The organism is Geofilum sp. OHC36d9 (assembly GCF_052400685.1).
Taxonomy (GTDB): Bacteria; Bacteroidota; Bacteroidia; order Bacteroidales; family Marinilabiliaceae; genus CAZHHH01.
In genome coordinates, this window is record NZ_JBQTGJ010000004.1 from 140,154 (window position 1) to 154,671 (window position 14,518).

The following is a 14,518-nucleotide window of genomic DNA, read 5'->3' on the forward strand; positions in this document are numbered from 1 at the left end:
AAAGATGTCCCAACTAATCTGTGACAGATAAATAATAACGCGTTTTATGCCATCCGACTGTATCAAAACCATCCAGATTTAATAATTCGTCAATTTGGTTAAATCTCTTTTTTGCACGCCGACCTTCAACAATAGCTCTCGCTTTATAATAATCGAGATACGGATGATTCCGAAGTCGACTTAAAGATGCTGTATTAACATTGATTGTTCGCAGTGACAATCTATCAATACGCAGGTAAGGCCTTAATTGATCAAACAAATGCGGAGAAATTCCATAAACTTCCATTAGCTGATCAACCTGAGCAAAACCCCCAAGACGATTGCGATAGGCAACAATCCGACGGCTCAGCACCGGACCAATGCCCGGTAACGCCGCCCAATCAGCTGTATCAGACAAATTCATGCCAATAACAAAAAAATCATCATTTGATTTTTTGAATCGGGGTTTTAACGTTGTCTTGACTTTCAACAGTGAATCATTATTCCACTGACATAATAAGGATTCACGAACACGCGATGGAAACCAAAACTCTTCTTTTAATAAAAGTAAGCTATCAATAATCTCATTTCTGCAGCCCAACGATTTCAGTTCTGAACGATCTATCGAGTTCAGATCAATCCAATTATCAAACAAAGGAGTTTCGGATTTCGGTTTGACTTGTTCATCGACACCCATATCCAAAAAATCTTTCAGCTGCTGATAAACGTCCTCATTCAACCCATAAATTTTCCGGACATCCTCTTTTTTCTTGAAATAACCGCCCTTTTGTAAATAAGCCACCCAGTTATCGGCGACTTTCCGGCCAACACCATAAGAAATAAGCGCTTCACGGGTAACGGTATTGGGGTTAAAAGATTGCTGCAAACATAAAACCGTTTCATCAACCTCCGAGTTCCCGACTGAGGTCTCTTCAACTGAAGTTACATCAGACACATACTGGGAAAAATCAACCGGTGGTATCATCAATGGGCACACGATTCTAAGGCCAATTACCACAATTATGATTACAAATAAAACAATCAGCCCCCTTTGTTCCCGACGGGTAAATGACAAAAAGTCTTTCCACATTTTTGTCCAAAAATTAAAAACAAAAATTCAGAAAATCAACAAAAAGAGATCAGGCGATCTAAAAATTAATCAACCCCAACTGATTTAAAAACACCAAAGCGATGGCAACTGGAGCTACTATTTTTATGACTACAAGAAACAAATGGAAATAACGAGCCACCCGGCCATCGGCCTCTAATTCACTGCGCACAATATTATGGCCCAAAAACCAACCAACGAAAACAACAATAAAGAAACCGCCCAAAGGCAACAAAATGTTCGAAGACGTATTATCGAATAAATTAAATACAGTAGAATTAAAAGCACAAATCAATCCAAGCAGCGTCATAAGGCCTGCCGCCAACCATGTGGCCGCCCGCCGTCTCATTTTAAGCTCCTCTGTAAAATAAGCAACCACGACTTCAAGAAGCGATATTGATGAAGTTAAAGCCGCAATAACCAAAAGCGCAAAAAAGATAAAAGCAAAAAAATAGCCACCTATCATTTTACTAAATATTCCGGGCAAAGTCACAAAAACGAGTCCGGGACCAGCCCCCGGCTCTATACCAAAAGCAAAGACCGCAGGAAAAATGGCAATACCAGACAATATAGCAATCGCAGTATCGGTGAGAGAAACGGATATGGCTGTTTTTCCCAGCGACTCGCCCTTTTTAATATAGGAACCATAGGTCGCCATCACCCCCATCCCCAGACTTAACGAGAAAAAAGCTTGTCCCAAAGCTTCCAGCACAACATGAGGCGTGATCCTGCTGAAATCGGGGCGAAACAAAAATTCAAGTCCGGCAGAGGCACCCTCCAATGTTACAGAGCGAATGCACAGCAGCACTATTATCACAAAAAGGACAGGCATCAAAAGTTTTGAATATTTCTCAATACCTTTATTAATACCCGATTTTACAATAAAAGCAGTCATGGCCATAAAAACAACCATAAAAAACACCGGTCGCCAGGCGCCCGACTTAACCTCACTAAAAATCTGATTAAGTTCGACCGATGACACTGTTGCTAACTGATTTGTAAAAGCCAAATACAAATATTCCATGGTCCAACCGGCCACAACACTGTAAAAAGAGAGTATCATGAAGGCCGCTCCAACACCCATTAAGCCAATCAAAAACCAAGGCCGGCCCGGAGCCAGCACATGAAATGCGCCAAAAATGTTGCGCTGTGACTTGCGGCCAATTAATAATTCAGATAGCATAACAGGCACACCAATGGCCAAAACAAAACCTAAATAAACCAAAAGAAAAGCACCGCCACCATTTTCACCGACAACATAAGGAAACCGCCAAACATTGCCCAATCCCACTGCCGACCCGGCCGCCGCAGCAATTACGCCAAACCGGCTGGCAAACCCATCTCTATTTCCCTGATTCATATATTATTAAAATTTTACAACAACCTAATTTATTTAAACAACGAATATTAATTTATATAACCTACACCACTCAAAAAACATTTAATTCTTACGCTCAATTATTTATTAATAGTGCCAGCTCAGCAAGAAATCACCACTTTTCGCTACGCACTCTTTCCAAATGACTATTTACGACAGTAACCCACATTTTTCCAGCTCAGAAATAACACATTCTTACTCTGAAGCTAAAATTTTCAGGCTAGCACTAAAAACCAATATTATAAATAATAATGTTGAAAAGAACAGTACAAAAATATAAAATTCTCGTAAAAAGTTAAATTACACTTATAAAACGTAAACCTAATCCAGGTCATTAAATTATAATTGTATAAGTAATAATCATTGATTACTTTTGTCTTGCTTTTAGGACGATAACGTCCCTGACTAAGTATATAACCAATATAAAACAATAAAAAATGGCAGTTAGTTACAAAGAATTAGGACTGGTGAACAGCAAAGAAATTTTTGCTAAAGCCGTTGCCGGAGGTTATGCCATCCCGGCTTATAACTTCAATAATCTGGAACAAATGCAAGCCATTGTAATGGCATGTGTTGAAACCAAATCACCTGTTATTCTTCAGGTATCATCTGGTGCACGCAAGTATGCCAATGCAACCTTGCTTCGCAACATGGCCAAGGGAGCTGTTGAATATGCAAAAGAATTAGGTTACGAAATTCCAATCGTACTTCACCTTGATCATGGTGACACATTTGAACTTTGTAAAGACTGTATTGAAAACGGTTTCTCATCAGTCATGATTGATGGATCATCTCATTCATATGAAGACAACATCGCATTAACTAAAAAAGTCGTTGAATACGCACATGCTCATGACGTAACCGTAGAAGGCGAACTAGGCGTATTGGCCGGTGTTGAAGACGACGTTGTTGCTGAACATTCATCTTACACACGTCCCGAAGAAGTTGAAGATTTCGTAAAACGGACTGGTGTTGATTCATTGGCTATTTCAATAGGAACATCACATGGCGCACACAAATTTACGCCCGAACAGTGTACCCGTAATGCCGACGGTATTTTGGTACCACCGCCATTGAAATTTGATATTCTGGAAGAAATTGAAAAAAGAATTCCTGGATTCCCAATTGTACTTCACGGTTCTTCGTCAGTGCCCCAAGAGCATGTTGCAACAATCAACAAATATGGTGGCGCAATGAAAGAAGCTGTTGGTATACCTGAAGAACAATTACGCAGAGCTGCCAAATCAGCCGTTTGTAAAATTAACATCGACTCTGACGGGCGTTTGGCTATGACTGCAGCTATCAGAAAAGTGATGGCAGAAAAACCAGAGGAATTTGACCCACGGAAATATTTAGGACCTGCACGCGATAGTTTGAAAGAACTTTACATGCACAAAAACAAAAATGTATTGGGATCAGCTGGTAAAGCTTAATCTTCTTACTATATACATCATAAAAAAGAGACTGTCTATATTCAGACAGTCTCTTTTTTATGATAAAAGCTAAACTTCCGATTCCAATTTATCATCAAACGTTATCACTTAATTCAAAAAAGCAAAACCCCATACTCCCTGCTATTTAATATCAGAAAGGATAACCTATGGCAAAGTTAAATGCAACATCGTCCCAGGTAAACCGGCGTGATACAGGAATCCACTGCTCACCATCAACAGCCGCCGGGTCATGCAGCTTAAGTCCTGTATCAATACGAAAAATAAAATAGTTAAAATCAAAACGAGTTCCAAAACCGGTTCCTATAGCCAGTTGCTTATAAAATTTATCCCATTCAAACAAGCCACCATCAAGACTGCTACTGGAACGAATACTCCAGATGTTACCAACATCAAGAAAAAAAGCACCCTCAAGTAGCCAGAATAGAGGGAATCGATATTCAGCATTCATTTCCAGCTTGATATCGGCCGATTGATTATAAAAAGCAGACGTTGTCTCCTTGTAGGTTCCCGGCCCCAGTCCTCTAACCGGCCAGGCCCTGATACTATTTGCTCCGCCTGAAAAATAACGTTTCTCAAAAGGAAGCACATCCAGATTACCATAAGGCAATCCGACCCCGACAAACAGCCTGTAAGTAAGAGAAGTCACCCTATTTATGGGTTGGTGATAACGCAGGTCGAAATCAGTCTTAACATATTGTGCGTACCTGATGCCCAAAATAGTACTATAATCACCCGATGAAGACTTTTCCCAAAAAGGCCTGAAAATATCTAACGCATTACCTGCCGATTCAAAAGTGTACCTAAAATACCAGAAAGGATTGAATCTGCGACCAATCTGCTGCTGATTATACAGATAAGTGTAGTTAAGATTCAGGATTAAGTGATCCTCATAAGTATATTTAAGAAAAGTATTTTCAATGGCCGCCTGAAAAGTAGAATCGACCACCGGAATATTAACCAGATTAAAGTCGATGGGAAAGAAAGAGTGTGTGCTATACCTGTGAGCCTTCCAGGTATAACCATACCTCATATTGGCAATCGTCCGGGTATAGTCGGGACGCTCCTGATAATTATAAGCCATCGATATGGTTGTCTTGGGATTGTAACGCTGTCGAAACTTCTCTATTTTAAACGGTAAAATAAAAGAAGGAAAAACAACCGAAGCCTCACCCCCTATTTCGGTGGTGTTAAAGTCTTCACTGGCGCCACTCTTAGTCACAAACTGATTTTGACGGGACAACCGGGTATTGAAAGTAAACATCTCAGCCCCATTAAACACATTTTTATGCTGATACTTAACATTCCCTGCTGCACCAAGATTCCCGGATGAGTTGGTACCCTCAAGCTCAAAAGCAACCGACTGATAACGGCCGGGAACCACTTGAACAATACAGTTCAGTATGTGATTACCATTCTCATCCATCACTCCCGGTAATTCACGAAATCGAATGTTGATATATTTAAAAATCCGTAAGCCACTTAGCAACGATTGTGTTTTTTCAACCAAATCGGCCTGATACAAATCGCCTGGATATATGTAGCTACTATTAATCAAAACATCAGGTTTAAAATCAAGTTTGTCCTTAAATACGATATAAAAACCCGACAGAAAAACAGTATCCGGCAAAGCCGATGAGGCTGAAGAGAAATCTTCGCCCATTTGGTAATCTTCTCCCACCTGAAAATAGACATCGCCGATTACATACCGGGTATGACTCCCATTTTTATTACGGCCAGCCACATTTTCAGGAGGACGCACCAAAACCAATGTATCATTTATCCGATAATTGCCGACAGAACTATCGGCTATAAAGTACATATACTCTTTCGAAAAATTATAAAACCCTTTATTTTGCAAATTACGAGTAATACGGTCCCTCTCCCGGTCATGTATGTCAGACGTAAAGCCACGACCTTTCCTCAGCAGAGTACGTGTGGTATCGCGATAAAAAAACGTTGCCAGACTGTCATCCTCAATGCGATAACTAAGGTTATTAATTTTATACTGCGGACCGGACTGGATATTATAAACAACCCTTGCTTTTCGCCGTGATGGAAAAATAACTGTATCCGTCACTTCAGAAAGATAATAGCCCTGATTGCGCATATATAAAGACATCTGCTCCACAGAACGATCAACCAATGTGGAGTCAAAAATAACCGGCGCTTCTCCAATTCGTCTAAGCCATCGGTTAAACCCTTTTGACTCATCACGGCCAGAAAGATTGTAAACCCCCAGATGTAAACGCCATATACCCAAAATGCGCAAATTCCCATCCTGACGTAAATACAATTTCAGATCCTCTTTCGATATTTCAGAAGAAGAAGTTTTAATGCTTACACGCCTGAGCAAACGTTCTCCTTCAGGAACATACTTTGTGGAATTACAAGCATTAAAAGCCAGCATTAAAACAATTCCGACAGAAACCAAAAGAAAAAAACGAACCTGTGTGCGCATTCCTGCTTTTTTAAAATTAATAATCAACAAAAGCCTGTTAAAGCGATTGTTCAGACTCCAACAATGAGGTAATATTACTACTTTTGCGGGTAAAGGTAAAAAAATGTATCATGCTAAGTAAGAATCAGAAGCGACTGATTGCCTCAATGGCACAAAAAAAACAACGAAACCTCACAGGGTTGTTCTTAGCCGAAGGCGAAAAAACAGTTAATGAATTATTGAAGACTGGCTTCCAACCTCATTTGATTGCCTGCACTAAAGACTGGACATATCCGAGTCCATTAACGACCTCAACCACGCCTGTTCTTATCAGCAAAGAAGAGCTCACCAGCGCTTCTTTATTAAAAACCCCTCAAAACGTTCTGGCACTTTTTAAGCAGCCCACATTTGACATCAAAATTGATGCCATCAAGGACGAATTAACCCTCGCGTTGGATGGCATACAAGATCCGGGAAATCTGGGGACCATCATCCGGCTGGCCGACTGGTTCGGGATACAACATATCATTTGTAGTGATGACACGGTAGACTGGTTTAATCCCAAAGTTGTGCAAGCATCAATGGGCGGAATGGCCAGAGTAAATGTTCACTACACCTCATCATTGTCTCAATTTTTGGAAGATTACCACAATTGCAATCAAACACCTGTATATGGCGCTTTTTTGGAAGGGAAAAACATTTATTCTTCACCACTTCAAAACACAGGCATTATAGTAATGGGCAACGAAGGAAATGGCATCAAGCCTGAAACAGCAAAGCAAATCACGGAAAAAATCACAATTCCATCGTTTCCACCCGCACATATCACCTCAGAATCGCTAAATGTAGGTGTTGCCACAGCCATCATCTGTGCTGAATTTCGACGACACGCACATCACGATTAACGCGTCAACCTGTCCGCAATACGATCGGCACAACGCTCACCATCAAGAGCCGATGAAGCTATACCACCAGCATAGCCAGCCCCTTCCCCACAAGGATAAAGGTTTGTAATTTGTGGATGACTTAATGTGTCAGGTAACCGCGGAATACGAACGGGTGAAGATGTTCGCGACTCAACCCCTAACACAATCGCTTCGTCGGTTAAAAAGCCACGCGCCCACTTCCCAAACTGCTCAAACCCCTGACGTAAGCGTCCGGCTACCATATCGGGTAAAATAAAATGCAATGGAGAAGCTATCACGCCAGGCAGATATGACGTTTCAGGCAAATCGGCAGACAAACGGCCATCCACAAAATCGGTTAACATTTGTGCCGGTGCAATATTATTTTTACCTCCATTGATATAACAAGACCTTTCCACCTCGCGCTGAAACATCAAACCTGACAAAGGGCCATACTGCTCATAACCTTTCAAATCCTCGGGATGCACCTCTACAACCATTCCACTGTTAGCAAAAGGGCTGTTACGTCCAGATGCCGACATCCCGTTCACCACCATTTCGTCGGGGCCTGTCATTGCCGGAACGATAAAACCTCCGGGGCACATACAAAAAGAATAAACCCCCCGCTGTTCCACCTGACACGAAAAACTATACGAAGCTGCCGGTAGATAATCCCCCCGTCCTTCGGGGGTATGGTACTGAATCTGATCGACAAGCTCCTGCGGATGCTCCACTCGCACACCCAAAGCCCAGGGCTTTGCTTCAATCAAAACCTCCCTACGATGTAATAATTCATATATGTCACGGGCTGAATGACCCGTGGCTAAAACCACAGCCTCGCCATAAACCTTATCTGCATTGGCAGTAATAACGCCTGTTAAACGATCCCCGTCCAAAATAAAATCGTCCACCCGTGTTTGAAAATGAACCTCGCCTCCACTGCTGATAATGGTTTCACGAATGCTTCGCATAATGCCGGGTAACTTATCTGTCCCAATGTGCGGATGAGCATCAATCAATATATCTTTATCAGCACCGTGGAAACATAAAATTTCAAGAAAACGATTAAAATCGCCACGTTTAGTACTACGGGTATAAAGCTTTCCGTCAGAAAAGGTACCGGCACCACCTTCCCCAAAAGCATAATTGGATTCAGAATTAACCGGATGATTCCGGTTTAATAAGGCAACATCCTTTTTACGTTCACTCACCGACTTGCCACGCTCAAGGACCACCGGACGTAAACCTCTCTCAATAAGACGCATTGCTGCAAAAAAGCCACCAGGCCCCGCTCCCACAACAATAACTGTGGGTGCCGCTGACACATCAGGATAATCAAAGTGAATGTCCGGGAATACCGGCATTTTTTCATCAACCCATGCTTCTATGGTGAGCTGTAACATGACCGGATTACGTCGGGCATCAATGGAACGTTTAACAACTCGAAATGCTGATATTTGAGCCGGCTTAACTTTAATTGTAGCGGCCATCAATTTTTTCAAAACTGCGTCGTTGGCAGCTTCGGCCGGAGAAATACGTAGAGCAATGTCTGTCTTCATTGAATATAAAAAAGGGCTTCTATTTAGTGCTTGCAAAAAAAGTCCAACTTTTGCGTTATTCCAGGCCTAAGAATAGTCATTTACACCAGCAAACGCACTCTTCCCCTAACTTAAAAAGTCTCAGAAAAAAGCTTTCTTATCGATAATTAGAGTTCCCGGGCAAGCACTAATAAAAAAACAAAATTGATTATTCGAAATAAAAAGTAAGCACAAAGATACGCGAAGTTATTTTATCCATCACCTCTGTATACAAAACATCTTCAGGTTCGCCGGTCCCATCAGGGTCAAGAATGTTCCTCAACCCGACCGAAAGCTTAAGTTCTGTAGAAAATCTGAAATAAGTCATATAAGAATCAAACCCGGCCCCAATCTCAAGATAGGTATCAAAAGGGCGAACAACGATACCATCCTTCTTCGATTTGGCCAGATCGTAACGGGGATTAACACCCGCAATAAAAAAAGGCTTTGCATTAGTCATACGTGCCCCGCTGAATTTCAACAACAAGGGACATTCCAAATAGGTAGACTTAACAGCCAACGCTTTTTCATCCTGAACTCCATTAGCATCTACAAAAAGAAGATCACGTTGTCCAAAACTAATACCGGGTAACAAACGAATATTCAAATACTTATTGATGCGAAAAGAAGAGACCATTCCAAGATTAATCCCCGGATTAAGCGCTGTAACTTCAGCATACCGGGGTTCAACATCGCCAAGCATTGCGGGATTCTTATGCGTTACATGAAAATCCATCATATTAAAGCCAATGTAAAACCCAAAATGAATGGGACTCGCATCGAAACCCGGCAAATTAGGAACGCGTTGCTTATTGGGCTGTGCCAAAACACAACCTGTAACAACCATAAAAACAATTAACAACCGAAGCTTCATAAAAAAAATCAATATAACACATCTTCTAATGGGAAAACGGATGTGCCGGTTTTTTATTGTTCAGGCTTTAAAGCAACATAAATGGTGGCAATTCCAAAGGTTTGTTTCCATCGACGCACAGGATTTAACCCGGCTTTTACCAGTTCATCATCAAAATCTTTACCATCAGGAAACTGTAATACCGACGCCGGCAAATAAGAGTAAGCTTCTTTATCGCGCGAAATGAGTCCGCCCCACCATGGTAAAATACGCGTAAAATACAGACGATATAACTGCTTCATGGGAAACGACAAAGGCTTAGAAAATTCGAGAACGATCACCATTCCGCCAGGACGCAGCACCCGTGCCATCTCAGACAGTCCGGCCTGTAAATTCTCAAAATTACGAACTCCAAAAGCAACCGTAACCACATCAAACGAATGTTTTTCGAAAGGTAAATTTTCGGAATCGCCCTCCTTCAATACTATTTTATGCTGAAGTTGATGCTTCAATACTTTTTTTGCAGCCAAAGCCAGCATACCCGAAGAAATATCAACCCCATAAATAACATTGGGTTTTACTTTACGACCGATTGCAATAGCCAAATCACCGGTTCCCGTAGCCAAATCCAATACATCGGGCATACGAAGCGGTTTAATAAGTTTCACCACCCGCCGGCGCCAAAGCTTATCGATTCGAAAAGACAATAAATGATTAAGTAAATCATATTTAGGCGCAATACGGTTAAACATTTGTGTTACCTGCTCCTTTTTTGACCCAATTTGATTTCCGTAAGGTTTTACACTCATTTCTATATCTATTTCCGTAAAAAAATTAGACCAATCCTCAAAAACAAAATTAATAATTCACAAAACAAAAAACATTGTCTTTGCCACAACACTTAAACAGTGGCATCTACCCAATGCTTAAGGCCATTATCGAAAATCTTTTTTAAGTCTTCAATAAAACCGAAGGATTCATCATCAATACGAATTTCACTTTTAGTAACATGACCCAGAATTGAGAAAGGAAACGCACTGGCAACCATATAATCCACAAATAAGTCTTGTTTCTCAGGCGCCACAGAAACAACGACCCGGCTTTGCGATTCCCCAAACAAAAAAGCATCTTTCCGTATTTCTGCGTCGGTGGTAATATCAAAACCAAACCCAAGCGGTTCGGCACACTCAAAAAGGGTAAAAAACACCCCCCCATTAGAGACATCATGAACCGACCGGGCCAACTGCGCATCAATAACACCAGCTACCACGCTGTGTAAATCTTTTTCTTCTTCGGCGTCATAAAAAGGCGGTAAAGAAGATTTAACACCATGCACTTTACGAATATATTCAGAACCATTAAAATCCTCCCGCGATTGACCGATCATAAAAATCATATCGCCTTTATGTCTAAACGGCAGCGTTGTATGACGTCTGGCATCTTTTAAAAGCCCAACCATACCGATAATTGGCGATGGAATAATCGGAACAATAACCCCATCTTCGGATTGTTGATTATAAAAGCTCACATTACCGCTAACCACTGGCACATCAAAAAACTGACAAGCCTTGGCAACGCCTTTTACGGCAGCCACAAAATCGCCAAAAGCTTTTGGGTCATTTGGATTACCAAAATTTAAACAATCGGAGACTGCCAGAGGCTTCCCGCCGGCACAAATAATATTGCGTGCTGCTTCGGCCACGGCAATCTGAGCCCCTATAAACGGGTTACCTGTCATATATTCGGGATTGCCATCCAACGTTGCAGTCAGGGCTTTGCCACCACTTTCAATTTCGATCAACGACGCATCTGACGGATATTTAGTGCTTAAATCCTGAGATCCCAACGAGGCAGAATATTTTCGGCTGATCCATTTTTTTGAAACCAGATTAAGAGAGCTCATCATGGTTTTAACGACAGCTGGATAATGATCTGGCTCCTGAATTTTATCACTGGTATAACTGATCAAATTACCTTTAGCTGTTTCGAAAACCGGCTCGTAAACAGGGGTCTTTCCACCAAACCCCAAATAATCAACGGACATCTGTGCCATTGTTGCCTGATTCTCGACTAGCGTAAACAGTTGATCGTTGGTTACCTCGCCCAAAATACCAAAGGAAAGCGCCTTTTCTTCAACCAAAGTCTTTACCTTATCGATTGCCGAGGGCTCAAGACAAACTAATATACGTCCCCATGTTTCAGATACCAGTATATCCCGGGGAGACAATTCCTTATCAACAACGGGTATATCAGAGGTCCTAACCCGAACACCAGCTTTGCCACGACGAGCCATTTCAACCACAGCACCAACCATTCCCTGCGCACCAACCCCCTGAATTCCAATAACAAGTTTCTGTTCGATTAACGTCCCAATAATTTTATACAATGTTTTCTCAACCTCTACATTCTGCAAATAACCGACTGGCGCTATTTTCGTCATTTTATCGGCATAAAAATCCATCTCAAAAGCATCGCCTTCAACCCCCTCAACGCCTGTAGGAACACCAATTACAGCCACCATATTACCGGCGCCTCTGGCAACCGCCGATACCAGGTTTGACCGTTTGGCCACTCCGACCACCATATTGTTAACGACCGGTGCAGAATTAAATCCATCGTGAAAAAACGTTTCACCGCCAACCACAGGAACTCCAAATCCCTTTTCAAAATCGGCAATTCCGTTAACGACTTCTTCAAACAGCCAACGCGCGGTATCTCGTTGTCCATTTCCAAAACGGAGGGAATTAAGAAAGGCTTTTGGTTTGGCCCCCATTGTAAACACATCGCGGGCTACCACGCGCAATCCTGTCGAAGCGCCAAGTCTGGGCTGAATAGCACATGGATGATTATGTGATTCAACCTTAAAAACACAAACCAGACCATCGCCAATATCGACTGCTCCGGCACTCTCCTTCCCGGCCTCTACCACAACGTCATTTCCCGATCGGGGTAGAATCTCAAGCCAGTGTGAAGAATTCTTATAACTGGCATGTTCAGACCACAATATCGAAAAAAATTCCAATTCCACACGATTGGGTAACCGTCCTAAAATATTCTGAATTTGCTCAAACTCCTTCGATGTAAGGTTGAAAGATTCAGCATCATAAATAGTCGTTTCGGGATTAGTCATATTACCAGGTTTAAATTCAGGGTCGAAACAAAGATAAAAATACCTACTTTTACAAAACTTTTCCAGACCCTATAATTATTAGCTGAAAGTAATAAAATTCGATCATTATACAAACTACAAATATAAATTAAGTTAAGCATGTTACCTACTGCATTAATCACCGGGGCTACCTCGGGAATTGGCCGCGAAACAGCAAAAATGCTGGCCGATTTAAAATATAATCTCATTATAACAGGACGCAGATTGGTGCGACTGGAGATGTTGAAAAAAGAGCTGGAGCCTACCGGCGTTGAAGTCACCCCTTTGAATTTTGATATACGGGATAGGTCGGCGACTATTAAAGCCTGGGAAAGCCTGCCTGAAAACCTGCAAACCATTGATATTCTGATTAACAATGCCGGACTGGCAGCCGGAGCCGACCCCATTCAAACCGGAAACGAAGAGGACTGGGATCGTATGTTCGATACAAATGTAAAAGGTCTTCTAAACATAACCAAACTGATCATTCCAGGAATGATTAAACGAAAAAAAGGACACATCATAAACATTAGTTCTATTGCAGGTTCAGAGGTCTATGCCAACGGAAACGTATATTGCGCCTCAAAACACGCCGTTCAGGCACTAACCAAAGGCATGCGAATTGATTTATTACCCCATAACATTAAAGTATCATCGGTTTCTCCGGGTATGGTTGAAACAGAGTTCTCAATTGTTCGCTATCATGGCGACACAAAGGCTGCCGACAAGGTTTACCAGGGGCTGATCCCCCTAAATGCGTTAGATGTGGCTGAAGCCATCCGGTTTATGGTGACACGTCCCGACCATGTAAATGTAAACGATTTACAACTTATGCCTACGGCACAGGCAAGTGCCATCTATAATCATCGTGCTCAATAAATTAAAACGCGATAAAAAAAGCTCTTAAAACAAAAAATACCGCTCAGGGTTATAAATTAAAGCAAACCCAAAATACAGAACAAGTTAATCTTCATACAAAATAAAAACATTACTTTATGAAAAAAGCATTCATCATCTTACTATTTATAATTTTAGTATTACCCAACACAAAGTCACAAAGCAATGTAGAACAAATAAAAGATTTATTGACCGGCATAATCAACTTCGAAGGCAGTGAGATTACAGAAGACCAACCCATCCACAGCTTTAGCCGTATTGCATCACAGCAAGCCGACACCATGCTGGCTATTACCAACCAAAACATAGCGCAGATACTGACTTATTCAAAATCGTACCAGCATGGCATAATTACGGTTGGTCAGCACACAATTGTGCGAATCGACAATTGGGATAAATGCCGACAATCGGGAGCCTGGAAAACCTGTATGCCATATGGTCAAGGATTTGTGAAAAAAGGCGAATTAAAGGCGATAAACGATTATATCAATAACATAATCGGTATTCCTGATTCACAAAGAAGAACACTTTTCTTATTCAAAGATTAAACTTTAATTAGTGTTTGTCTATAAAGTCAACTACTTCGTTACGCTTGTCATAAAAACAGTCATTTACGAAAAGTAAACTCCTTGATTTTTATGACTTCACAAGCCTCGTATTTGAACTTTATATTTCAAACGCTTAGTTTATGGACAGGCACTAATTAGAGTCTGTCTATAAAGCCCAACTTCTGCGTTATGCTTGCTTTCAAAATGGTTCTTAACATCAACAAACTAACCTTT

At 41.4% G+C, this 14,518-nt stretch carries 11 protein-coding genes; 4 read left to right on the forward strand and 7 right to left on the reverse strand.

Annotated features, from left to right (window positions below; all coding sequences use genetic code 11):
* Window positions 1-13: 13 nt before the first annotated feature.
* Window positions 14-1,069 carry a helix-hairpin-helix domain-containing protein gene (locus ACT3CD_RS06775; RefSeq protein ID WP_444644164.1) on the reverse strand — a complete coding sequence of 352 codons (1,056 nt, stop codon included), beginning with the start codon at window positions 1,067-1,069 and terminating at the stop codon, window positions 14-16.
* Window positions 1,070-1,127: 58 nt separating this feature from the next.
* Window positions 1,128-2,447, reverse strand: coding sequence for a sodium-dependent transporter (locus tag ACT3CD_RS06780; protein WP_444644165.1), 1,320 nt, complete (start codon window positions 2,445-2,447; stop codon window positions 1,128-1,130).
* Between the two features lie 455 nt (window positions 2,448-2,902).
* Here ACT3CD_RS06780 and ACT3CD_RS06785 point away from each other — a divergent pair, with 455 nt between their 5' ends.
* Window positions 2,903-3,898 (forward strand): class II fructose-bisphosphate aldolase, encoded by a 996-nt coding sequence (locus tag ACT3CD_RS06785; protein WP_444644167.1) that lies wholly within the window; start codon window positions 2,903-2,905, stop codon window positions 3,896-3,898.
* A gap of 151 nt (window positions 3,899-4,049) precedes the next feature.
* Here ACT3CD_RS06785 and tamL read toward each other — a convergent pair whose 3' ends face one another.
* On the reverse strand, window positions 4,050-6,377 hold the full coding sequence (gene tamL, locus ACT3CD_RS06790) for a translocation and assembly module lipoprotein TamL (protein ID WP_444644169.1): 2,328 nt from the start codon (window positions 6,375-6,377) through the stop codon (window positions 4,050-4,052).
* Between the two features lie 110 nt (window positions 6,378-6,487).
* On the opposite strand from tamL, the gene ACT3CD_RS06795 reads away from it, so the two are divergent.
* The gene (locus tag ACT3CD_RS06795) at window positions 6,488-7,261 is read left to right on the forward strand and encodes a TrmH family RNA methyltransferase (RefSeq protein ID WP_444644171.1); all 774 of its coding nucleotides are present in this window, start codon (window positions 6,488-6,490) and stop codon (window positions 7,259-7,261) included.
* Here the strand turns inward: ACT3CD_RS06795 and ACT3CD_RS06800 are convergent.
* The 4 genes from ACT3CD_RS06800 to purL all read right to left on the reverse strand — a co-directional run bounded on the left by ACT3CD_RS06800 (window position 7,258) and on the right by purL (window position 12,821).
* A complete protein-coding gene (locus ACT3CD_RS06800; RefSeq protein WP_444644173.1) occupies window positions 7,258-8,820 on the reverse strand; it encodes an NAD(P)/FAD-dependent oxidoreductase in 1,563 nt (520 codons plus the stop codon). The two genes, ACT3CD_RS06795 and ACT3CD_RS06800, sit on opposite strands and share 4 nt — an antisense overlap.
* Before the next feature lie 187 nt (window positions 8,821-9,007).
* Entirely contained in the window at window positions 9,008-9,712 is a 705-nt protein-coding gene (porT, locus tag ACT3CD_RS06805) for a type IX secretion/gliding motility protein PorT/SprT (RefSeq protein WP_444644175.1), read from the reverse strand.
* Window positions 9,713-9,765: 53 nt separating this feature from the next.
* Entirely contained in the window at window positions 9,766-10,500 is a 735-nt protein-coding gene (gene ubiE, locus ACT3CD_RS06810) for a bifunctional demethylmenaquinone methyltransferase/2-methoxy-6-polyprenyl-1,4-benzoquinol methylase UbiE (RefSeq protein WP_444644177.1), read from the reverse strand.
* Between the two features lie 92 nt (window positions 10,501-10,592).
* A complete protein-coding gene (gene purL / locus ACT3CD_RS06815; RefSeq protein WP_444644179.1) occupies window positions 10,593-12,821 on the reverse strand; it encodes a phosphoribosylformylglycinamidine synthase subunit PurL in 2,229 nt (742 codons plus the stop codon).
* 138 nt (window positions 12,822-12,959) lie between these two features.
* Between purL and ACT3CD_RS06820 the strand changes: the two genes are divergently transcribed.
* Together ACT3CD_RS06820 and ACT3CD_RS06825 are read left to right on the forward strand one after the other, a co-directional pair.
* Window positions 12,960-13,718, forward strand: a complete 759-nt coding sequence (locus tag ACT3CD_RS06820) for an SDR family NAD(P)-dependent oxidoreductase (protein WP_444644181.1) — start codon at window positions 12,960-12,962, stop codon at window positions 13,716-13,718.
* A gap of 116 nt (window positions 13,719-13,834) precedes the next feature.
* Complete coding sequence (locus tag ACT3CD_RS06825; protein WP_444644183.1) at window positions 13,835-14,284, forward strand: hypothetical protein; 450 nt, start codon at window positions 13,835-13,837, stop codon at window positions 14,282-14,284.
* Window positions 14,285-14,518: the final 234 nt, after the last annotated feature.